Below are 23,254 nucleotides of genomic sequence, written 5' to 3'. Positions count from 1 at the left end.
CATGAATCAAGATAAAAAAAAGCTGCTTGTTATTGAAGATGATCTTGGCTTGCAAAAACAATTGCGCTGGAATTTTGATGCTTATGAAGTACTGTTGGCGGGAGACCGTGAAAGCGCGCTGGCGCAGGTCAGACGCCATGAACCGGCGGTTGTCACCATGGATCTTGGACTTCCTCCCGATCCCGATGGTGCTTCGGAAGGATTGGCAATCCTGCAACAGATCCTTGCGCTAGCCCCTGACACCAAGCTGATTGTACTTTCAGGGAATCAGGATCATGCCAATGCGGTGAAAGCGATTGGCATGGGTGCTTATGATTTTCATCAGAAACCGTTTGACCCGGAGATACTGGGTTTGGTGGTTGAACGTGCATTTTATTTGCACGCTCTGCAACAGGAGAATCGCAGAATTTTACAGATTCAGGCGGATTCCCCCTTATCAACTATTATCAGTCGGGATCCCGGCATGTTGAAGGTGTGCCGTAGCATCGAGAAAGTAGCACCATCCTCTGCCTCGGTAATGCTGTTGGGTGATAGCGGAACGGGCAAAGAGCTGTTAGCGAGAGCACTGCACCAGATGAGCCCACGGCAGGAGAAGCGCTTCATGGCAATCAACTGCGCTGCAATCCCGGAAAATCTTCTGGAGAGCGAGTTGTTTGGCTACGAGAAGGGAGCGTTTACCGGAGCCGCCAAACAGACGTTAGGCAAAATTGAACTTGCCGATGGAGGCACTTTTTTTCTTGATGAAGTAGGGGATATGCCCATGCTTCTACAAGCGAAACTTCTTCGATTTTTACAAGAAAGGGTAATCGAGAGAATAGGAGGGCGTCAGGAAATTCCTGTTGATGTGCGGATTATCTGCGCAACACATCGTAATCTCAAAGAACTGAGTATTGCAGGGCGCTTCCGCGAAGACCTTTATTACCGTTTAAGCGAGATTGCAGTCACTATTCCCCCACTGCGGGAGCGTGTGGGCGATGCCGCGTTATTGGCGCACCACTTTAAAAACAAATTTAGCGTAAAGGAGGGGCGTTCTTCACTAAACTTCAGTCAGGAAGCTCTGGCCATGATAGAAGGATACTCTTGGCCAGGTAATGTGCGCGAAATGGAAAACTGCATCAAGCGTGCCGTCATCATGGCTGAAGGCTCTCAAATAAGCACTGACGATATTGGTCTGTCGACTTCCCCCAAAATGATAGAGTCAATTAATTTGCGACAGGTACGTGATGACGCTGAATACAATGCCGTGGTGAAAGCGCTGGCGAGAGTAAATGGCAATATTGCCAAGGCGGCCGAATTGCTCGGTATCAGCCGTCCAACACTCTACGATTTAATAAGCCGTCATGGTATTGTAAGCAAAGCTTAAGAAGAGTTGCGGATATAGCTGAAGATTTAATTTATGGCTTGTATTTTGATGCTACATCGATTATCTGGAGAGAATAAAATATTTCAGGGAGTGCTTTTAGAAGGGCAAGTCTCAACGAAGTAGTATCCCTGTAACTTTAATTTATACCTTTCTTTTTAATTGTTGGGTCATTTATCGCTTAGGTAAGATTTATTTTGTATCAACAGCCAGTTAGCCCGCTCTATCTCCCCGCTATAGGGAACACAAAATTGACACCCAGGTATAGTTCATAAAAAATTAGACCTCCGGCTCATTGTTTTACTTACGAATAAAAAATCGATCAACTGATATTTAAGACATGGGTGTTCTCCCATAAATCTGGTGAATGGAGTCTGAATTGACCAGCGACATACTTGGAGCGGTAATGAAAATTGATCAATTGTTAAAAATCGTCGGCATTTCTTTTTCGACCGGTATCTCACTACTGCTGCTGCCACGAAAGTTGGTGCATTAATGGCAAAGATGGATGCAAAACGCTGGTGGTGGCTATTGCTAATGGTCGTCGTAATTTGGTTTGGTACTTTGGAATACCGTAAGTTGATAAAGCCAGACGAAGGACGTTACGCCGAAATTCCGCGCGAAATGGTAGTGAGCGGTGACTGGGTAACGCCACGCCTGAACAATCTGAAATATTTCGAGAAACCTCCGCTACAATATTGGGCGACTGCGACTGCATATACTTTGTTTGGTGAGCATCATTGGACGTCACGTTTGTGGCCTGCATTGACCGGTTTTGCGGGTTTGTTATTGGTGTGGTTTGCCGGTGTACGTTTATTCGGGCGCGAGGCAGGACAGTATGCAGCCCTGATTCTTGGCAGCAGTTTATTGTATGCGGTGATCGGGCACATCAATACGCTCGATATGGGTGTCACGTTTTTCTTAACCCTTGGTATTGTCGGCCTGTTACTTGGTCAGCAGGCCGAGGCAGATACGCGCACCCGGCGCAATTGGCTCTATTGCGCATGGATGGCATTGGGTTTGGCAGTATTGAGCAAGGGGCTGATAGGGCTGGTACTGCCAGCTGCCGCGCTGGTGATTTATTCTGTGTTGCAACGCGATCTGACACCATGGAAACGTCTTAATCTAGTGACCGGGCTATTACTGTTTCTGCTTGTCACTGCCCCATGGTTCATTCTGGTGATGAAAGCAAATCCAGAATTCTTCGAGCGTTTCTTCATCTACGAGCACTACACGCGATTTTCTACCAAGGATTTGGGGCGTTATCAACCTTGGTACTATTTTATTCCCATCCTGCTGGCAGGTATGTTGCCATGGACTATTTTAATGTTTGATACCTTGCTACGTGCTTGGAAAAATACCACGTATATCGGCACGGCATTTAACTCGGAACGCTTTCTAATGATATGGGTGGTATTCATTTATGTCTTTTTTTCGGTATCCGGATCAAAACTACCGTCCTATTTGCTGCCGATGTTTCCGGCTCTGGCATTGTTAATGGGTAAACGTCTGGCCGAGATACGGGAACGAGTATTGTTGTGGCAACTCGTCCCCGTCTTGCTGGTGCCGGTGGTGACGTTGGGGTTCGCACCGTTTACAGCACAGCTGACAGAAACCCCGCTAAAAATAGAAATGTATAGCAATTATGCAGTTTGGGCCGCGGTGGCAGCACTGGTTTATTTGTTTGGGTTGATCTCCGGCATGATATTGTTGGTACGCAGAAAAAAATCTCTGGCGGTACTGGTGGTGGCATTAAGCACTTTGATTGGGGCACAAATTGTTTTATCCGGGCATAATACAGTGGCCAGATGGCGTTCTGCGTACCATATTGCCGAGTCAATCCGTCCCTATGTCAAGCCCGATATCCCATTGTATTCGGTAGGCACCTACGAGCAGACTCTGCCGTTTTATCTGAAGCGCACCTTCACCTTAGTTGACTATCAGAATGAAATGGCATTCGGTATTATGCAGGAGCCGCAGCGTTGGATACCAGACACCGTCAGCTTCGCGAAAATATGGGATAAGCAACCAGCAGCGTTGGCGATTATGCCGGTTCAGTTATACCCGCAACTTCAACAGCAAGGCTTGGCAATGAAGATTATTTTCGAGGATACACAATATATCGTCGTGATCAAACCATGAACTTGATCAGTTTTGGTTTGATTTTTGCTGGCGTGATGCTCAATGTTGCTGCGCAGCTCTTGATCAAGGCCGGTACCAACAGCATTGGCTATTTCGAATTTAGTCGCAGCAATGTCTTACCAATCGGTGTGCGTCTTGCCACCGAGCCTCACATCATTGGAGCAATAGCCTGTTATGTGCTTAGCGTGGTGATTTGGATATTGGCGCTATCACGCGTGCAGGTCAGCATTGCTTATCCGTTGCTGTCCATGGGGTACGTAGTAAATGTAGTGGTAGCGTGGTGGTTTTTTAACGAATCAATCAACCCGGCTAAAGTGGCCGGCATCAGCGTTATAATTTTGGGTGTCATCATTATTTCTCGAGCATGAACGAATTTCTTCCATTTTCTCGCCCATCAATTGATGAGGCTACTATTGCTGGTGTAGCGGAAACCCTGCGTTCCGGCTGGATTACCAGTGGCCCCAAGGTACAGGAATTCGAGAGGCAACTCTCTGAGTATTTCGGTGGACGTTTTGTACGCACCTTCAACTCCGGGACTTGCACGATGGAAATCGCCCTGCGTATTGCGGGTATAGGACAGGGTGACGAAGTCATCACCACACCCATTTCCTGGGTGGCTACCGCTAATGTCATACTCGAAGTCGGTGCAACCCCGGTATTCGCTGACGTTGACCCGGTCACACGTAACATTGATCTAGATGAGGTTGAGGTGGCGATTACGCCGCGTACCAAGGCAATCATCCCGGTCTATTTGGCGGGCAAACCGGTGGATATGGATCATCTCTATAAGATAGCTGCCAGACATAAATTGCGCGTAATCGAAGATGCCGCGCAAGCCATCGGTTCAACATGGCAAGGCAAGCCCATCGGCTCGTTCGGCGATTTCGTTTCGTTTAGCTTCCAGGCCAACAAAAATATCACTACCTCTGAAGGCGGCTGTCTGGTGCTGAACAACGCAGAGGAAGCCGCACTCGCCGAAAAATATCGGCTGCAAGGCGTCACGCGGAGCGGCTACGACGGCATTGAAGTGGACGTGCTGGGCGGTAAATTCAACATGACCGACATCGCTGCCGCCATTGGCTTAGGGCAGTTTGCGCAATTAAATGTTTTCACCGCGCAACGACGTAAATTGGCACGGCATTATTTCGATACACTCGGTGAAGTTTTTGAGATACAAACTGGCGCGCAATTACCTCCGGCTGATTTTGAAAATACCAACTGGCATTTGTTTCAGGTAGTGCTACCGGAGCGTATCAACCGTGCCGATTTTATGGCGCATATGAAAGACAAGAACATCGGCATCGGTTATCACTACGCGCCTATTCACCTATTCAAACTGTATCGAGCACTGGGTTTTAAGGAAGGCATGTTCCCAATTGCAGAGCGTATTGGGCGTCAGATTGTTTCATTGCCAATGTTTGCGGCGATGAGTGAAAGCGATGTCGAACGCACGTGCGTTGCGATGTGTGAAGTATTGAAAAATTAGCGTGCGCAGAGCACGCACTATGCTGCTGGCATTATCTTAAATTTTGCTTATATCTATTTCCAATTTCGCTAACCTCACCCTCTGAGGTAAAATCCTGCGCCATGAATACCCCCCAACTTTCTGTCGTCATTCCTGTTTATAACGAAGAAGAAGGTCTGCAAACCTTGTTTGATCGTTTATATCCGACACTGGACAATCTTGGTATTAGCTACGAAATCGTGTTTATCAATGATGGTAGCCGTGACCGTTCGGCAGCTATCCTGCGCGAGCAATTCCAACGCCGCCACGATGTAACACGGGTGATTCTGTTCAATGGCAATTTCGGTCAGCATATGGCGATCACTGCGGGCTTTGAGCATGCGCGCGGTGCGCGCGTGGTGACGCTGGACGCCGATCTGCAAAATCCGCCGGAAGAAATATCCAAGCTGCTCGCCAAGATGGATGAGGGTTACGATTACATCGGTTCAATCCGTAAGCAGCGTAACGATAGCTGGTGGCGGCATATGGGCTCACGCACCATGAACCGGCTGCGCGAACGTATTACGAATATTAAAATGACTGATCAGGGCTGCATGTTGCGCGCGTACGACCGTCCCCTCATTGATGCGATCAATAGTTGTAAGGAGGTGAATACTTTTGTTCCGGCTCTGGCCTATACTTTTGCGCGCAATCCCGCTGAGGTGATGGTTGAACACGAAGAACGTGCGCTGGGTGAATCAAAATATTCATTGTACAGTCTGATTCGTCTTAATTTTGACCTGATGACCGGATTTTCTGTCGTACCCCTGCAATGGTTTTCCATGGCTGGAATTGCAATTTCATTGATGTCTGCATTCTTCGTGGTCTTTCTACTGGTGCGTCGCCTATTTGTCGGCCCCGAAGCGGAAGGGCTGTTTACCCTGTTCGCCATCGCTTTTTTCCTGATTGGTCTTACCCTGTTCGGCATCGGTCTGCTGGGGGAATACATCGGCCGCATTTATCTGCAAGTGCGCCATCGTCCGCGTTATCTGATCCAAGCAGTATTGGACAAGACTGAATGACGCGCGTGGTAGCTTTTGCTTACCATAACGTGGGGGTTCGTTGCCTGTCTGTATTACTGGCGCATGGCATAGAGGTGGCGCTGGTGGTTACTCATCGGGACAACCCGAAAGAAAATATCTGGTTTGCCAGCGTGGCCGAGTTGGCTGCGCTGCATGGCATTCCGGTCATCACACCGGACAATCCGAATACGGTGGAAGTGCTTGAGCAGGTTCGAGCGCTGCAACCAGACTTTCTTTTTTCATTCTATTATCGCGAAATGTTTAAACGCGAGTTGCTGGGAATTCCTAAACATGGTGCGCTCAACATGCATGGTTCGCTGCTACCGAAATATCGAGGTCGGGTGCCGGTAAATTGGGCCATCATTAAAGGCGAAACAGAAACTGGCGCGACTTTGCATTACATGACTGAAAAGCCGGATAACGGCGCGGTGTTAGCGCAGCAGGCCGTACCAATATTGCCGGATGACACTGCATTCGAAGTGTTTCAAAAAGTCACCGTGGCGGCTGAAATCGCTTTGAATGCTTGCTTGCCCGCGCTACTTGCCGGTACAGCAAAACCAGTAAAGCAGGATTTGAGCAAAGGTGCATATTTCGGTGGACGCAAACCGGAGGATGGCATTATTGATTGGTCGCAAGACGCGCGCAGTATTCACAACCTGGTGCGTGCTGTGGCACCGCCCTATCCGGGTGCGACCACCCAATTTTTGGGTAAATCCATGCGTATCCTGCAAACACTGGTCACAACTTGCGCTGCAACAGGTGAGACACCAGCCTTTTACATCAAGGAAGGCAAGGCATACGCTATCTGTGGGCAAGGCGTACTGCGCGTAGTACGTTTTGAGCTGGATGGCATAGAGATGAGCGCCACAGAGTTTGCCACACAGTATGGGGTGACAAGATTTGAATTCAGTGTATCTCTATAATTTTCCAAGAATTTATGAGTCATTAATCGAATCGCCCTGATGAAATGATTGTGACCGTTATGGAAATTAGTACAAATTTAATATTCATCATCCCCGCACAGACGGAAATATAATTTTCATGCCCCAGTTAGCTCTTAAAATTGACGTCGATACCTATCGCGGCACGTGCGAGGGGGTTCCGCGTTTAGTAGAAACGCTGAAGCGACATGATGTGCAAGCCACATTTTTTTTTACTCTTGGCCCTGACCACACAGGGCGTGCTATCCGGCGTGTATTTCGTCCCGGTTTTTTAGGCAAGGTATCGCGCACCTCAGTGCTGGAACACTACGGCCTTAAGACATTGCTGTATGGCACTTTATTGCCTGGGCCGGATATTGGACGCAGCTGTGCACAGATATTACGCTCAGTACGCGATGCAGGTTTTGAAGTCGGTATTCATTGCTATGACCATATCCGCTGGCAGGATTTTGTCGCGGGTAAAGATGCCGAGTGGACAAGGCGCGAGATGCAGCGTGCCGTGGATAGATTCATCGAAATTTTTGGCGTAGCGCCTAAGGCGCATGCTGCCGCCGGTTGGCAGATGAATCGGCATGCCCTACGCCTGATGCAACTACTAGGTTTTGATTACAGCTCCGACACACGGGGTACACATCCCTTTATTCCCACTTGGGATGCAGAGATTGTTGCCTGCCCACAATTGCCTACCACCTTGCCTACGTTGGATGAAATCATCAATCGAGAGGGGGTCACGCTGGAAAATGTGGCGCAACACTTACTGGGACTGACTGCAAGTCCTCCAGCTAGGGGCCATGTATTTACACTGCATGCCGAGCTGGAAGGCGGCAAGTGGATGCCAGTATTTGAACAGCTCATCATAGGCTGGAAAGAGCAGAGCTACGAGCTTGTTTCATTGCGTCAGTATTTGAAAAATCTTAAAGGCACTCTGCCACGGAATGAGCTGGTAATAGGGACAGTGGATGGACGTAGCGGGACACTGTCCATGCAGGGAAAATAGGCGCGGTGGGCTCCATATTTTCAGTTTGGTTGGAATTTGAGTGGCTGCTTACAAGTGGGGCTGGATGTGATTGCGTGTAAACGCGTTATGGTTTGACTTTTTCGTCATCACATCAGTCACCAAACCGATATGAAGCCATAGCGACATTAAATACTTTATCTACAAAAATACGACGCCCGACATCATTACCAGCTGCACCTACTACTACCATTAACGGAATGAGGTGGTCTTCCCGGGGATGAGTCAGCCGAGCTGCCGGTGCTGTTTCCCAATTGATTAATTTTTCAGCGCGGTTAACAGGGTTTGGTTCGGAAATTGCTTCATTTAGATACTGCTCGAATTGTTCGGACACAGGTGTCGCATCGGCTTGTCCGAATCCTCGCATGTTGTGGTAAGTAAGACCACTTCCGATGATTAGAATACCTTCATCTCGTAGGAGCTTTAAAGCTTCACCAGCCCGGATATGCTCCAAGGGATCGTAATCCGACTTCAATGAAAGCATTACTATTGGAATACTTGCATCTGGGTACATCAGGAACAAGGGAACAAAGGTTCCATGATCGAATCCTCGATGTGGATCTTCCTTGCTACTAATTCCCGCTTGACCAAGCAGCTCGCGAACGCGGCTTGCGAGCGCAGGTGATCCTGGTGCCGGGTACTTGATCCGGTAGGTATATTCAGGAAAGCCAGAGTAGTCATACCTCATTGGAGGGCTGGCTGCAGTTGATACTGTAAATTCGCTTTCCTCCCAATGACCTGTAATGACTAAAATCGCTGTCGGTTTGCAGGTGAGGCTTGCCGGAAGCTGACTCAATTCCCGGGCAGTTTTTGCAAACTGTTTTTTCATGTCGTCAATATATGACCAAGGGCCACCACCATGCGAGATGAAAAAAGTTGGAAGTTGAGTGTTGTTCATATATTTATTAACTATTGGATAATACGTTTTAAATATAATTTTGTAGTTATAGTAAAGCGGCTATCTAGATAGGATATTAACGTAGGTCAATACTATAGCGAGCAACGGCTATGCTGTGGGGTACCTATCAGCGTGTTAGAACTTGAGGTTGCCGTTAATGAATTTATTGTTCATACAACTAAAGATATCAAGCCCTTTATCTGGACCGTGAAAGTCTTCGACATTTCCCAAAAGCAAAAAGTCATCAGAGCCGACAGTTGCATTAAGTTGTAAATGCCACGTTACACTAAGCTGCATAGTGTGCCCGGTTGCGGCCAGCGCGCTTTGCCTCATAGAGTGCACTGTCGGCGCGGGAAAACACCGCTGTCGGTGTAACGTCGTCGGACTGCTGGCACTGTACGACACCGATACTCACTGTCACGGAAACTAACTGACCGTTGGCGCTGTAGCGCATGTCATTAACCTGAGAACGGATGCGCTCTGCCGTTTTGAGCGCCATATCTGCCGTTGTTTCAACCATGATGATAATGAATTCATCGCCACCATAGCGCGCAGCGTAATCTACGATACGAATCGACCGGCTAAGTATATTGGCCACAGCTGTAATGACTTCATCACCTGCAATATGACCGTGGCTGTCATTGAGCGTCTTAAAGTAATCAATATCCATCATGAGCACCGCAAAGGGCCGTAGATTACGCTTGAATCGGGCCATTTCATCTATCAGGATCGCATCGAGTTTACTGCGGTTATACAGCCCGGTCAGACCATCGGTAATTGAGAGCTTTTCAAGTAGCTGATTCTGTTGCTGCATAGCTTGATTTGTGGCCACTATTTCGGCATGGCTATGGCGCAGCTTGTCCGCCATTTGGTTAAATATGCGGGTGAGATGGCCGAATTCATCATTTCGTGTCACAGGCAGCCGCACATCAAGATTCCCACTAGCGATGCTATTGGCTGCATTGATTAAATGCTGCAGCGGCGTGACGATTGAACGCCCCATCCGAAAAGCCACCGCTGTCACTACCAAAACTAGTATGCACACTAGTGCCAGGTACAGATTGCGCAAATCCACCCAAGTGGCGTAGACATCAGCACGATCTTGTTCTGCCACTATCGTGACCGGTAGCGCAGCAGGTATATCTGCTAGCCCGATGACTTCACGATGCATTAGCCCTTGAAAGACCATGGATTCGCCCGGTTGCGACAGCATTTGCCGCAGTACCGCCGCATCCAGTGACATTAGCTTGGTTGTACTAATAGCGCGGCTACTAAGCAGTTCTCTGCCGTTTTGGTCCAGCAATAACACCTCGCCCGGCGGTGATTTCGTTGAGCTTTTTAGATAAGGTTGTGCGGTACGAAGATCAAGCACCGCCACTAATGCTCCCATCAGCACATTGTCGTACGACAATACAGGAACCGCAACGCTAAGCGTCGCGGTGGCACGCTGCTTTTCCCAGTGGGGTGGCACGAGCACAACGCCTTCGGTGAGCGCATTTTCTGGCCAACTTTGCGGCAAAGTTACAGCGGAGGGTGCCGCAGCGCTGCTGGCCAAAATTTGTCCGGCAGCGTCCACCACGGTTAATTCCAATATTGTGTCAAGTTTTGATTGTACAGAACGCAGATAATGCGTTAAGGCCTGCGGAGTATTATTGGACTTGCCTGCACGTGGATGAGCAGTCGCAGACAGCCCGTCGATGACCGCATTGGATGTGGATAATGCACGAACTGCGCGGATGTGCTTATTGATCCACAGCTCCAACTCACGACTGGCCTGACTTGCCAGGGCGCGTAGTTCACGGGTCACATTTTCGCTGATCTGCGCTTCGTTCTGACGGAATGACAGCAGCCCCAAGCCGAGCGACGGGGTAAGTGTGGCTATGATGGCGAAAACAAAAATTTTACTTTTAATGCTTTTCAACAATACCATCTGTATGAATTTCCTCGCTACAATAAACTGTCGAATGGGGTGTGCCCGACCATAGAACAATTATCTGAGAAGTGGTGTTGAACTTGGCTTTAATTGCTGCAAGAAAAAACCAAAAATTGTAAATAATTAAAATGAATCAGCAACTATTTTGTAATACAGATCAAATGCTAACTTGCAAAGTGATTCGCATCTCGACTGATCGAAGTACTGAATATTGCGGTAAGCCTGAGTCGCATGATTATTAAAATCGGCACCATTACTTTGGCAAGTGCAGAATCATATCGAATCAGTATTACTAAATGTTATTTCATACCAACCACTTATTGATACTCTCCGAAATCTGCGCCAGCAATGCTCGCATTTGCACGACAATGTCCCGCGCTTGTTCAGTATCTTCGCCACCCTTGAGCTGCTCTAACGCCTGACATAATTCGCCAAAACCCATTGCCCCCACAGTTCTGGCGGATGACTTGGTGCGGTGCCCCAGGGCGCTCAGTGTCGCCATGTCTTCATGTGCCAGCGCAGTTTCGATCTCAACTATTGCTTCCCGAGTCAAGTCCAAAAACATCATGACATATTTGCGGATTTTATCTGGATGATTTCCCAATATTTTGGCCAGTATTGACAGATCGATGATGCTGGGGTCGACTGCACCTCCTACTTCAGCTGCTTCCATCGCTGCAGGCTCTAGAAATGAAGTCGTCGTTGATACGGCCACAACACGATCGGATCGCTGCACAAGCCATTTAGCAAGTGTCGTAAGGAGTAACTGCACCTCGATCGGTTTAGTGATGAAATCATCCATGCCGGCGTCGAAACAACGTGTCCAATTTTCACGTCCTGCATTGGCAGTCATGGCAATTATGCGCGTGGTCACGAGCTCAGGATTGGCCCGAATTTGACGGGTAGCTTCAAGGCCATCCATCACGGGCATCTGCATATCCATCAGGACGCAGTCAAAATGTTTTTTAACTAGTAGATCAAGGGCTTCTTTTCCGTTGTTGGCGATGACAACGGTTGCACCCGCTTCTTCCAACAATTCTTTGGCTACTTGCTGGTTAAAGAGGTTGTCTTCAACCAACAGGATGTATGAGCCTTGGATTATACTCAGATCAACCGATGGCATAGTTTGAGTCGCCGTAACCGGCTTGAGGCCTCTGCCCAGCCGGGCAGTAAACCAGAAAGTGCTACCCTTGCCGGGCTGACTCTCTACTCCAACTTCGCCGCCCATCATTTCGGCCAGTTGTCGGCTGATGGCCAGCCCCAGTCCGGTGCCGCCATATTTACGGGTGGTTGAAGCGTCGGCCTGATGAAATGGTTGGAAAAGTTGAGCGATTTGTTCTGCGCTTATGCCGATACCGCTATCCTGCACTTCGAAGCGTATCAAACTGTCTGTTCCGGGGGCTTGATTTTCGATAATTCGGGCACGGACGATTATTTCACCCTGATCAGTAAATTTGATGGCATTGCTGATGTAATTAAGTAACACCTGATACAGCCGCAATGAGTCTCCACGGAGCGGATGGGATAAGTCAGGGTCAACGTCAAACACAAGTCTCAGGCATTTGCTTGAAGCGCTCTCGCCAAGTTGGCTGGAGATGTTCTCCAATATTGTACTTAGCTCAAAATCCATTACATCCAGCTCGATTTTGCCCGCTTCTATTTTGGAAAAATCGAGCATTTCATTGATCAGGCGCAAGAGATGCTGCGCTGAATGATCAATCTTTGAAATATAATCAAGCTGCTTGGGATTAAGTTCTGTACGTCGCGCCAGCTGTGCCATGCCAATGATGCTGTTCATTGGAGTGCGAATTTCGTGGCTCATGTTGGAAAGAAATTCGCTCTTGGCCTGGTTGGCTGTTTCTGCTTGTTGCTTGGCTTGTTCGAGTTCGAAAGTGCGTTTCTCAACCCGAACTTCCAGACTTGCATTTAAATTGAGCAAGTCTTGCTCGGCACGCTTGCGTTCGGTGTGATCAATCCCGACTGACAGGATCATTGCCGTCTCGCCTGACTGGCCGGAAAGACGCGAGTGATTCCAGGTGATTTGGTATTTTTCACCTGGCTTGCTCATCAAAATCGATTCACGCTGAATGTGCCTATGTCCTCCCGTAGCGAGTTCTTGCAATGCCTGTTGCGTTCCTGTTTCAGTCGTTTCAGGACGAACAGTTGCCTGAGTAAAAGACTTGCCCAACAATTCTTCTTCACTGCAACCTATTAATAACTCTCCATAACGATTTAGACTGTGAATCGATCCACTGGCTGATTGCGTCAGAATGATGACCTGTGCGGTATCGAGCAGGCTCTTATTAAAATCCCGCTCAATTGAAATACGATGCAGCATGTCTTGTAACTCTTCAGCATGCGCTGCCACTTCTTGCTCCAGCATTTCCAACCGAAAGGACAAGGCAACCGCAGCCTCATCCAAGCTGTCAATTTCGTCATCCAAAAAACGTCGGCCACGTGGGGCAATTTTTGTACGCGCCTCGGCAAAAGCACTTCGACCGAGTAAAGGAATTGCCCGTACTGCCCGCGTCATGCGCTGCAAGGGCGCATTCACAAGAAAAGCTAGTAATAGTAAAGAGATTAATGATGTCGCTAGCTCGGCTTGTAAACGGCTCGCCACTGATTTGCGAATTTCGGCCAAGGACTGAGTCAAATTATCAATCACCACTAGCATGGCGCCGGAATATGCGTCACTGCCATCATCCATAGTCACAAACGACAATTCGAATTGCTTGTCCTGGTAAGGTACCAATTGCCAATTTGTTTTGCTTTGCTTCGGTGGCAAAACCCTTAGTTGATGAAGTAGCGGAAGATTACGTTCGGAGCCGCTCAGGGCGACTACCTGCAAACCCAAGTTGGGCAGTGAGTTTTTATCCATAATAAAGCCGTCAGGGGCCAGCACGCCAAGATCGGCCCCGGATAAACGGTTGAAGGAAACAATCACTGCTGTCAGAGAACTACCCAAAACAACTACTCCAACCACTTGGCCCGCCGACAGGATTGGAGCTGCAGCAAACTGTGTGCATGTCTGTCGACAGTGCGTCCAATGCATGGCGCGCTCTTGCGAAATTACGGCATGCACACGGTCATTCTGCTCTATATCGGAGAGTGCATCTGCATGCCAAGCGGCCAGAACAACTCCCGTCCTGGAATACACCTTCATGGAATTGATGTCTAGATCGAGCTGCAAGACAGGCCAATAATTATCGAGGTGCTCATGAAGCCGCCGAGATATCGGCTCCAACTGGAATACACCTCCCGCGCCAACCGTTGCGAGCATGCTGGCCATCGTTTGTAAACGCAGAGCAGAATCAGTGTGCACAGCGATAGCTTCAGAAATCAGGCGCTCGCGCGAAGCGGTACGTTGCTCCTCGAAGCGTGCCTTCAAATCATGAAAATGTAGCCAGGAAAGTGTGCCATTAACCGAGATCATCACCACACCCAGCGTTAGTAGCACCTTCCACTTCAGACTCAAGAACCTGAATGTACTACGGCCTGAACCAGAGGATCGGCTATCCGACATGAGAGTCACTAAAACCGGAAGGAAGCCAGTAGCATGAACATATCCCAGCGGCGCTCCAGAGTCCGGGGGTTAGGGTTATCCTGAACCGGCAAGTAGCCTGTGCCGTCAACGCGATGGTACTCGGCACGCAGCATGAACTCGGGGGTCAAATCGAAGCGCACTCCTGCAGTCCAGTCTTTGGAAAAGCGAGTAAAGCTCGGCAGGTGCGTCGCCGCAGCAAATGCCTTGCCATCACGATCCCCTCTGTCGATATACGTCACATCGTACCGCAGCAGTGCTTCCCATTTTGGAGCCAACCGGTAGCTGCCCTGAACATAATAGCTTTGTCCATCATTAAAGGCATCCGGAGAATTCGGACCAAAATTCCGGGTTGAAACTGGACGCAAGGCATACTCACTGGTCACACTCCAGCTTTCGGCATTGTATTGGGCAGAAAAAATTTTTGGCGTATACTTCAGTTGTCCTGCCTGCAGTACATCCCTCACGCCAGGATTATAACTCGCATCAAAGTGCACTGCGGTAAACCCAAGACGATATTTGCCACCGTCCCCCTCGTATATCACCTGGAAAATCGGCACCAGTTTTGATTCAAAGCTACCATTGGGGGTCAAGCCAACCAAGGCCACCTTGCTCGCTTCACTACCAATCTGGGGTTTGCCGAGGGCGAGAGTCACGAACAGGTTGCCAGCTTCATAATTGCGATCGATATAAAGCTCTGCTCCATCACCTGCAATGGTAAGGTTGCGCGTGCGCTCGAAATAAATGGATTGCGGCAACAGGATACTGGGACGAGTGAAAGCGACATCGCGAGTCTTGTTATACAGTCCAAAGCTATTCTTCAGCCGCCCCAAGCGGATCCCGCTACGGCCTTGCTCGTTCGACGATGCTGTCCAGTCGATTAGCCCGTAATCCAGTCGCACTTCGCCGTTATCGGTCGCCCCGGCCTTATGCGAAAGCAAGCCGGCGGACAGCTGCAAATCGGAAGTTGGCCGCAGGGAAGCATTCACTCCTATTTCTCTAAAGTCTGTACTCGCTTTTTTATTACTCTGACCGAGGAAATTATTGTCGCTGGTGATCACCACGCCCTGAGTGAGAAACCCATGCAGCTGCAACTCGCTACCCATTAGATCTATGGCATGCGCAAACGTAGTCCAAAGCAATAAAACACACGGGACAAATCTTTCAACTACAGTTTTAGCGAATTTGAAGGATACGCACATTATTCGTGACCTCGCTTGTTTTGATATAGCCAACCGCCCCGGGGGTTGATGCTATTTTAGATAGCATTTCTTGCGAAGAGGCGACTTGCTCTGGATATTGGCCCTGCCCGGAAAATACCTGCCGATCCCACGCTAATCGCAATTGATGGGGGAATACTTGCAGAATATTCTTGCTGAATGCGCCATGCTCAGGTGCATCATCCTTCATCACGAAAACCTTGACCTGTGCATCCGCTGGCCACTTGCTCAGGCGCATGCCAAAGATAGCGCGTAACGTGCTTCGGGAAATCGTGTTTTCACTGGTTGAAGGGAATGAAATGACAACAATAGCGGGTTCTTGATTGTCGGCATAAGAATTTGCAGTAACCAGAAATGCCGCCAGCATGTAAAGCGGACAGGCTCGCCAAAATAAAGCAAAAATATTGATACCGAAAAATTTTTTCATCGCTGAAATGGGATACAACCGAATAGATTCGAACACAGGTTGATAATAGTCGAGTTCAATACGCTGTCTTTCGCGTCAAGCTTTGCGCCTGTCGGATTTTTGGCACAAAAGTTGCGCACTGGCAGGAGAAGGTATATGGCCAGCGCGTGATAATGGCATTTCCACCATAACGATTGAAGATGCGTCCAGGAGGATTCCACAGCACGTACTTCATGATTTGAAAAAGCAGTATCTTGTCCATGTTTATGTATCACCTTGGATTTATAAAATCCGCCAATAGCATAAAGATTCAATTTTAAATTCAAATTGCGGACACCCATGAATCATTCAGAAATATTGTCAATATTGAATTTGTAGTGTGTTTGTTTCGGATAAAGCAAACACGACTGTCTGATTAATTATCTTGGTTCTATGTGAACATAGAGTAGGTAGTCAACTTTCAATCTCTCGCAGAATACGTAAATCCGTTCGTCATGATCCTATCAAAGGATGTGCGCCAAGCGAGCAATCCATTTATCCTTCGACAAGCTCAAGACGAACAGATTTGTAGCTGTCGATTTCTTGTTATTCATTTTGCACTTATCGAAGGGTTACCATTACGAATTACATAGAGCTTCAACAATATTGCTAAGAGCAGAAAGTCAACTTTTTATTTGCCCTGGCAAAATCGGGTAATAACGGCTGCCAGTTCATCGCGTGCAATTGGTTTTATCAGCGTACCCAAAGGAATCAAGCCCAGCTTGCTGGAATACATATCCATCCCGGACAACAGATGTTGTTGGGCTCCTGAGATTAGGATGACGTCGCCAACGTAACCCTGCATACCAAGATGCATCAGGAAACCAACGCCGTCCATTTCAGGCATGCTGAGGTCGCATATCAATATATCCGGCTGTGATGATAGCCCGGCTAACATAGCGAGTCCCTGCTCACCATTTTCCGCCCTAATAACTTCGGCAACACCTAGTTCGAGCAGCATATCGCCAACAAATTCGAGTGTAAACTTGTCGTCGTCCAACAACAGTACCCGTAGATTTTTTGCCGCTATCATTTGTGCTGTCCCGTTCTTATTCGTGCCAACCTCAACCATGCAAACTCCTTATTAATATTTTATCTGGCTCCACGAGAAATAGAGTGGATAATTAACTTTCAACTACTTACAGAAGAAGTGAATCTGTTCGTCCTGAGCCTGTCGAAGGATGAGCGGATGTTTTCGCTAAGCGAGAAGCTTCCGTCCAGTCGTCGCGCATTATGGCTTCTTTCTTCTGCTCCATCTGGTTAATCTCACTTGCCAGTTTGTACAGTGCATGTGGCTGCTTCAGTATCTGATCTAAGCTTCAGTCAAAATATGTCTTCCTGGGGAATTCGCTCTAATTTACGTGGTTAAATTTATAAATAAATCCGCACCCAACAGATTGAATGTTTGACAATTCAGCGCAACGTGAATACCCCTGAAAGAATAAATGAACCACTTTTGCAGTGTTGTGCAGGTAAGACTAATCTCGGCTGTGCAATGGAAAACTTTAGGAAGCATCTGTAAAATTTATAATAATTCAAACATAAAGTTAACCAACCTCTGATTTGCTGTGGTCAGCAACACCTCAGCAGCAGCGCTGGAGACCGCTCCATTTTTGCTGTTGCTGATAAAGAAAAAAATCTTTGCGCGCTAGTGGCGTCGTATCAGGATGATTGGTGGTATGTTGTGCAATGTAGCGTTCGTAAGCATCATCTCCACTCAATTCACGAATAGTGCGCCATACATATGACCAAAATGCGAGCGGTTCGATACAGGTTCCGTTTGTCCTGAGTGTAGCGCTTTGTGCGATGTACCTATTTACATCCTGGGTAGTTTCCAAGACAGGCAAACTAGAATCATTTACCGTGGACGATGATTCGCTCGCGCTTCGTTTGATCAATCCCGTACCCACCCTTTCTCCATTCCAGCCAAATGGTGTGAAACCTCGGACAGAGGAGGTACCGGCTTGCCCGTGAGGTAGCGGACACAAACACGCAGCATGTCGAACACGATCAACCATAGCATGCAGATAAAAAATAGGGTCAGTACCGCGTCAAGACGCTGATTGAAGATGAGCTGTGGCGCGATGGCCGCCTTTTCTGGAGAAAGAAGACCTGATGCGAGTTTTGTGGCAAGGTCATTAGCAGCAGCGAGGAAGCCGATACGTACATCTGCGCTGGTGATTTTTTCCCACGCTGCACTGCTGGTAATTATGATCAACCAGGCAAGTGGTAAAGCTGTGATCCAAGCATATTTTAGCTTGTCGGATTTAATCAGGATACCCGTGGCTACACACAGCGCGATGGCGGCCAAGATTTGATTCGAGATGCCAAACAGCGGCCACAAAATATTAACACCGCCATTCGGATCAATCACACCAATATATAAAAAATAGCCCCACGCGGCCACAATGATGCCGCTACTTAACAATACAGATGGATACCATGAGGTGCGCCCCAGCGGTTTCCAAATATTGCCCAGCATATCTTGCAGCATGAAGCGGCCGACACGTGTACCTGCATCCAACGTTGTGAGAATGAAGATGGCCTCAAACATGATGGCGAAGTGATACCACATGGCCAGCATGCCTTGACCAAAAGCGCTGCCGAAAATACTGGCCATGCCAACCGCCAGCGAGGGCGCACCGCCAGTTCGCGCGAACAGGGTAGCTTCGCCCATCTGCTGCGCCAGCAAGTTCATCTGCACCACCGTAACCGGAAAGCCCCAACTGGAAATTTTTGCTACCGCATCTGCCGCTTCTTTGCCGACTACGCCAGCTGGAGAATTGATGGCAAAGAACACGCCGGGGTCTAACACCGTGGCTGCAATGATCGCCATTATTGCAACAAAAGATTCCAGCGCCATGCCGCCGAAGCCGATCATGCGGATGTCGCGCTCATTGCTAAGCAGCTTTGGCGTAGTGCCGGAGGCGATCAGAGCATGAAAGCCAGAGATTGCGCCACAGGCGATGGTGATAAACACGAAAGGAAATAACTTACCTCCAAAAATAGGACCGGTCCCGTCGACGAACTGGGTGAATGCGGGCATTTTTACGCTCGGTTGCATCCACACAATGGCCAGCATTAGCAGGATGACCGTACCGAGTTTCATGTAGGTAGACAGGTAATCGCGTGGCGCGAGCAGCAGCCATACTGGCAGAATGGCTGCTGCAAAACCGTAAGCAATTACCACCCAGGCTAACGGCAGACCGGGGTAATCAAAAAACTCGCGTAGGTTCTGCTGGTGCTCGATCCATCCACCTCCCGCCACAGCCAACAGTAACAGGATGACGCCAAGTAACGAACCTTCAAGCACACGGCCCGGGCGGATGGTACGCATGTATAGGCCCACCAGCATAGCGATGGGGATAGTAGCAGCCACGGTGGAGGTAGCCCAGGGGCTGTGCTTCATGGCATTGACTACTACTAAGCCAAGTACCGCGATGAGGATAATCATGATAAACAGCGTGGTAGTTAGCGCGGCAATACCACCGATGGCACCCAGTTCGTCTCGTGCCATTTGACCCAAGCTACGGCCATTACGACGGGTAGAATAAAACAAAGTGACCATGTCCTGTACACAGCCGCCGAGTACTGCGCCGAACAATATCCACAGCGTACCTGGCAAGTAACCAAACTGTGCAGCCAGAGTCGGTCCGACCAGAGGCCCTGGCCCCGCAATGGCGGCAAAATGGTGACCAAATACGATCCAGCGATTGGTTGGAATATAATCTCGCCCGTTATCAAGTCGCTCTGCGGGTGTAGCACGAGTCGGATCAATGAGCAGGACTTTAGTGGCAATCCATGTCGCATAGAAACGGTAGGCAATCGCATATACGCACAGCGCGGCTGTGATAAACCACAGCGCGTTGATCGACTCGCCGCGATTCAGCGCTATACCACCCAATGCGGCTGATCCAAGCAAAGCGACGGCAATCCAGACAAGGATGGTCGCCAATGAAATTTTCATAGTAAATATTTTTTCATGATGAAATTCTGGCAAGTAATTTTTATGCAAGAAGACAATTTTAAATTATGACATGCCCCGCGCCTATTTACTGTCTTCTATATTTGAGTCCTGCAACAATTTATCTTAATCTGCACGGTAGGCATTGTTAAAATAAGATAAGCCTACCCCTCAGATAGTATTGCCAAAGATTATGATTTCTAAGTTGCTATCAAATTCAATTGGATAGCAACATTTTTGGCTCATATTTTGACCGGAATTAAGCTTGGCTTTAAACTGAACACTTGAGTGCCCCCTTTGCCTGACTGACAAACACTGTCAGAATGTCTATATAATTCATCGCGCAGGAGATTGCTATGAAAGCACCTATTCGCATCGCTATCACTGGTGCTGGTGGTCAGATCAGTTACAGTCTTTTGTTTCGCATCGCCAATGGCGATATGCTGAAACACGAACAGCCCATCATCTTGCAACTGCTGGACATACCACAAGCACAGCAAGCGTTGCGCGGAATAGCGATGGAACTGGAAGACTGTGTATTTCCCCTGTTGCAGCAGGTTGTCATTACCGATGACCCTCGGGTCGCCTTTCGCGATGCAGAAATTGTTCTACTAGTTGGCGCGCGTCCACGTAGTAAGGGCATGGAACGTAAAGATCTAATCGAGATTAACGCTGGTATTTTCGCCGAACACGGCAAGATTCTCAATGCATGCGCCGCACCCTATGTCAAAGTTCTAGTAGTAGGCAATCCGGCTAACACCAACGCACTAATTGTCATACATAACGCACCCGACCTAAACCCGAAGAATGTCAGTTCTATGATGCGGCTTGATCACAACCGCGCCATCGCACAGGTATCGCGCAAACTTTCCCAGCCCATTGGCAGCATCAAAAAAATGGTGATTTGGGGCAACCATTCCGGTACACAGTATCCTGATCTGTCACATGCCGAAATACGGGAACGCAAAATTCTCGACATTCTGCAAGATCACACCTGGATTGAAAGCGAATTTATCCCCACTGTGCAAAAGCGTGGCACAGTGGTGATCGAAGCGCGCGGCTTGAGTAGCGCTGCTAGCGCCGCCAACGCAGCCATTGGCCATATGCATGATTGGATACTTGGCTCACACCATGATGACTGGGTCACCATGAGCGTACTATCGGATGGAAGTTATGATATACCAGCAGGTGTGGTGTACGGTTTCCCAGTCACTTGTCACAACGGCGACTATCAAATTGTGCAGAATCTGCCAATAAGTGAACTCGGTCGCCAACATATGCTGGAAAACTATCGTGAGCTATTGAAAGAAAGTGAGCAAATAAAACATCTGCTAGGTTAAATGTCATAAATAATTTATTCACTCGTTATTATTTAACTTCACTATCTGGATACGTAAAAGTCAAAAATAACAAAGCCGGACGACCTTACTCTTTTAACATTAAAGTAAATTAAATCGTCGATTACACAATAATTTTAAATGCAATATGAAGTTGAATCTGCAAGACTTAGAAAAAATATCCACGCTCACCTTAAAGTACTACAACCAGCATGCCGAAGATTTTTTTGTAGGCACAAGTAATCATGACGTCAGTCAAAATATCATGTCGTTGCTTCACTACATCGAGGTTGGGCCACCTTTCAAGATACTGGATTTTGGCTGTGGACCGGGGCGAGATCTCAAGATGTTTGCACAAATGGGGCACATTGCGGTGGGATTGGATGGTTGCAAGCGTTTCGCTGCGATGGCGCGCGACTACAGCCGCTGCGAAGTATGGCAGCAAGATTTCCTCAATCTAGATCTTCCGGCCAATCATTTTGATGGAGCGTTCGCTAACGCCTCGCTTTTCCATGTGCCCAGTCAAGCGCTGCCACGCATATTAAGTGAGTTGCACACGACGCTGAAACCGGCAGCTGTTCTGTTTAGTTCCAACCCACACGGGCATAACGAGGAAGGATGGAACCACGGGCGCTACGGTGTCTATTACAATCTTGATACTTGGCGGTGCCTCATGTCAGACGCGGGATTCACTGAGCTTATCCACTATTACCGTCCCGACAAACTGCCGCGAGAACAGCAACCTTGGCTGGCGAGCGTTTGGCGGCGCAACTGAAAACCCCTCTGAAAAAATAAGGCCTCTTATTTGCATTACGCCATAATGAATGACATGATTAAAAATAAATAAAGAGTTAAACACCTATCCATATTATTTGCGATCTTTCCGCTTGAACTACCCAGAGCAATTATAATATTGCTATTGAAAGTGACTGTTGAAAATCGGGATTACACCCAAGGAAACTTTATGATTGACCCTCCCACGCAGGGAAAAAAAGCAGCAAAACATACCCCACGTCCGTTTATTGACCTGTTAGTCAGCATTCTTATTCCCTCCGTTGTTCTTATGAAATTCAGCAACGAGAATAGTCTTGGTGCGAGCGGTGCTCTAATTATAGCCTTGGCTTTTCCGCTAATATGGGGCTTATTTGAGTTTTTGAAATATAAAAAATTTAACTTCATAGCACTTCTTGGTTTGATCAGCACGTTGCTTACAGGTGGTATTGGTTTACTGGCATTGAGTACCCAATGGCTGGCCATCAAGGAGGCTGCTATCCCCGGCCTGATTGGCATTGCTGTGCTTCTTTCTACCTACTCACGTTATCCACTGATCAGGACATTGCTGTATAACCCAGCCGTTATTGATATTGAAAAAATCACACAGAAACTTGTTGAAAATGATAGGACCGAGGCCTTTGAAGCCCGATTATTAAACGCTACTTACATGCTTAGCGGTACTTTTTTCTTTTCTTCAGGGATGAACTACGTTCTCGCAAAATGGATTGTTGTCAGTCCTACAGGTAGCATCGCCTTCAATGAGGAGCTGGGACAGTTAACTTTACTAAGCTACCCAGTGATTGCGATTCCTTCCATGCTGATGATGATGATGATTTTTTATTATTTGTGGCGCACTATTTCCAGCCTGACTGGACTTGCTCTGGACGATGTACTCGCATCAAAAGACTTAAAGACGAAAAAACATGAATAGTATATGGCGTAGCATCTGGGCTTTCATCGTGCTGATTTTAGTTGTCATCGCGATTTGTGTGCTTATCGTCGTGCTCACCCTTATTGTTTTCCCATCACACTGGCACTCTTGATGTCTATTTAAAGTGTGAACGTGAAATCACTTCCATTGTGGTGAGCAGAAAGTTTGCTTGCGTTAGCATCGAGGGTGACTGCGGACATTCTTGACGTGCCGTGTATTGACGACCA

General features: G+C 48.0%; 19 protein-coding genes. 10 read left to right on the top strand and 9 right to left on the bottom strand.

Features of this window, described 5'->3' with window-relative positions; genetic code table 11:
- Position 1: 1 nt before the first annotated feature.
- The 7 genes from prsR to MKZ32_RS10590 all read left to right on the top strand — a co-directional run bounded on the left by prsR (position 2) and on the right by MKZ32_RS10590 (position 7,966).
- On the top strand, positions 2-1,363 hold the full coding sequence (gene prsR, locus MKZ32_RS10620; RefSeq protein ID WP_239797241.1) for a PEP-CTERM-box response regulator transcription factor: 1,362 nt from the start codon (positions 2-4) through the stop codon (positions 1,361-1,363).
- 492 nt (positions 1,364-1,855) lie between these two features.
- On the top strand, positions 1,856-3,502 hold the full coding sequence (locus tag MKZ32_RS10615; RefSeq protein ID WP_239797240.1) for a glycosyltransferase family 39 protein: 1,647 nt from the start codon (positions 1,856-1,858) through the stop codon (positions 3,500-3,502).
- Positions 3,499-3,870: an SMR family transporter gene (locus tag MKZ32_RS10610; RefSeq protein ID WP_239797239.1), complete on the top strand. Its 372-nt coding sequence runs from the start codon at positions 3,499-3,501 to the stop codon at positions 3,868-3,870. The genes MKZ32_RS10615 and MKZ32_RS10610 overlap by 4 nt, the downstream gene beginning before the upstream one ends.
- The gene (locus tag MKZ32_RS10605; RefSeq protein WP_239797238.1) at positions 3,867-4,988 is read left to right on the top strand and encodes a DegT/DnrJ/EryC1/StrS family aminotransferase; all 1,122 of its coding nucleotides are present in this window, start codon (positions 3,867-3,869) and stop codon (positions 4,986-4,988) included. Before MKZ32_RS10610 ends, MKZ32_RS10605 begins: the two co-directional genes overlap by 4 nt.
- A 101-nt stretch (positions 4,989-5,089) precedes the next feature.
- Positions 5,090-6,028 carry a glycosyltransferase gene (locus MKZ32_RS10600; RefSeq protein WP_239797237.1) on the top strand — a complete coding sequence of 313 codons (939 nt, stop codon included), beginning with the start codon at positions 5,090-5,092 and terminating at the stop codon, positions 6,026-6,028.
- Positions 6,025-6,951, top strand: a complete 927-nt coding sequence (locus MKZ32_RS10595) for a formyltransferase (RefSeq protein WP_239797236.1) — start codon at positions 6,025-6,027, stop codon at positions 6,949-6,951. The genes MKZ32_RS10600 and MKZ32_RS10595 overlap by 4 nt, the downstream gene beginning before the upstream one ends.
- A gap of 118 nt (positions 6,952-7,069) precedes the next feature.
- Positions 7,070-7,966, top strand: a complete 897-nt coding sequence (locus MKZ32_RS10590) for a polysaccharide deacetylase family protein (protein WP_239797235.1) — start codon at positions 7,070-7,072, stop codon at positions 7,964-7,966.
- Between the two features lie 112 nt (positions 7,967-8,078).
- Here MKZ32_RS10590 and MKZ32_RS10585 read toward each other — a convergent pair whose 3' ends face one another.
- From MKZ32_RS10585 to MKZ32_RS10545, 9 genes are all read right to left on the bottom strand, one after another.
- Positions 8,079-8,882 carry a DODA-type extradiol aromatic ring-opening family dioxygenase gene (locus MKZ32_RS10585; RefSeq protein ID WP_239797234.1) on the bottom strand — a complete coding sequence of 268 codons (804 nt, stop codon included), beginning with the start codon at positions 8,880-8,882 and terminating at the stop codon, positions 8,079-8,081.
- 286 nt (positions 8,883-9,168) lie between these two features.
- Positions 9,169-10,812, bottom strand: a complete 1,644-nt coding sequence (locus MKZ32_RS10580; protein ID WP_239797233.1) for a sensor domain-containing diguanylate cyclase — start codon at positions 10,810-10,812, stop codon at positions 9,169-9,171.
- Positions 10,813-11,119: 307 nt separating this feature from the next.
- The gene (locus MKZ32_RS10575) at positions 11,120-14,290 is read right to left on the bottom strand and encodes an ATP-binding protein (protein ID WP_239797232.1); all 3,171 of its coding nucleotides are present in this window, start codon (positions 14,288-14,290) and stop codon (positions 11,120-11,122) included.
- A gap of 56 nt (positions 14,291-14,346) precedes the next feature.
- The gene (locus MKZ32_RS10570) at positions 14,347-15,498 is read right to left on the bottom strand and encodes an OprO/OprP family phosphate-selective porin (protein ID WP_239797231.1); all 1,152 of its coding nucleotides are present in this window, start codon (positions 15,496-15,498) and stop codon (positions 14,347-14,349) included.
- A 34-nt stretch (positions 15,499-15,532) separates the two neighbouring features.
- A complete protein-coding gene (locus MKZ32_RS10565) occupies positions 15,533-16,003 on the bottom strand; it encodes a type 2 periplasmic-binding domain-containing protein (RefSeq protein WP_239797230.1) in 471 nt (156 codons plus the stop codon).
- Between the two features lie 55 nt (positions 16,004-16,058).
- Positions 16,059-16,244, bottom strand: a complete 186-nt coding sequence (locus tag MKZ32_RS10560) for a hypothetical protein (RefSeq protein ID WP_239797229.1) — start codon at positions 16,242-16,244, stop codon at positions 16,059-16,061.
- A 408-nt stretch (positions 16,245-16,652) separates the two neighbouring features.
- Positions 16,653-17,093: a response regulator gene (locus MKZ32_RS10555; RefSeq protein WP_239797228.1), complete on the bottom strand. Its 441-nt coding sequence runs from the start codon at positions 17,091-17,093 to the stop codon at positions 16,653-16,655.
- A 511-nt stretch (positions 17,094-17,604) separates the two neighbouring features.
- Positions 17,605-17,931, bottom strand: coding sequence for a YbdD/YjiX family protein (locus MKZ32_RS15545; protein ID WP_320412267.1), 327 nt, complete (start codon positions 17,929-17,931; stop codon positions 17,605-17,607).
- Entirely contained in the window at positions 17,916-19,988 is a 2,073-nt protein-coding gene (locus MKZ32_RS10545; RefSeq protein ID WP_239797227.1) for a carbon starvation CstA family protein, read from the bottom strand. The genes MKZ32_RS15545 and MKZ32_RS10545 overlap by 16 nt, the downstream gene beginning before the upstream one ends.
- A gap of 353 nt (positions 19,989-20,341) precedes the next feature.
- Between MKZ32_RS10545 and MKZ32_RS10540 the strand changes: the two genes are divergently transcribed.
- The 3 genes from MKZ32_RS10540 to MKZ32_RS10530 all read left to right on the top strand — a co-directional run bounded on the left by MKZ32_RS10540 (position 20,342) and on the right by MKZ32_RS10530 (position 23,027).
- The gene (locus MKZ32_RS10540) at positions 20,342-21,325 is read left to right on the top strand and encodes a malate dehydrogenase (protein ID WP_239797226.1); all 984 of its coding nucleotides are present in this window, start codon (positions 20,342-20,344) and stop codon (positions 21,323-21,325) included.
- A 145-nt stretch (positions 21,326-21,470) separates the two neighbouring features.
- On the top strand, positions 21,471-22,097 hold the full coding sequence (locus tag MKZ32_RS10535) for a class I SAM-dependent methyltransferase (RefSeq protein ID WP_239797225.1): 627 nt from the start codon (positions 21,471-21,473) through the stop codon (positions 22,095-22,097).
- A 189-nt stretch (positions 22,098-22,286) separates the two neighbouring features.
- On the top strand, positions 22,287-23,027 hold the full coding sequence (locus tag MKZ32_RS10530) for a VC0807 family protein (protein WP_239797224.1): 741 nt from the start codon (positions 22,287-22,289) through the stop codon (positions 23,025-23,027).
- Positions 23,028-23,254 lie beyond the last annotated feature (227 nt).

Source organism: Candidatus Nitrotoga arctica, from assembly GCF_918378365.1.
In the GTDB taxonomy this organism is placed as follows: domain Bacteria; phylum Pseudomonadota; class Gammaproteobacteria; order Burkholderiales; family Gallionellaceae; genus Nitrotoga; species Nitrotoga arctica.
Note: the sequence above shows the minus strand (reverse complement) of the source record. Positions and strands in the feature narration are given on the sequence as shown.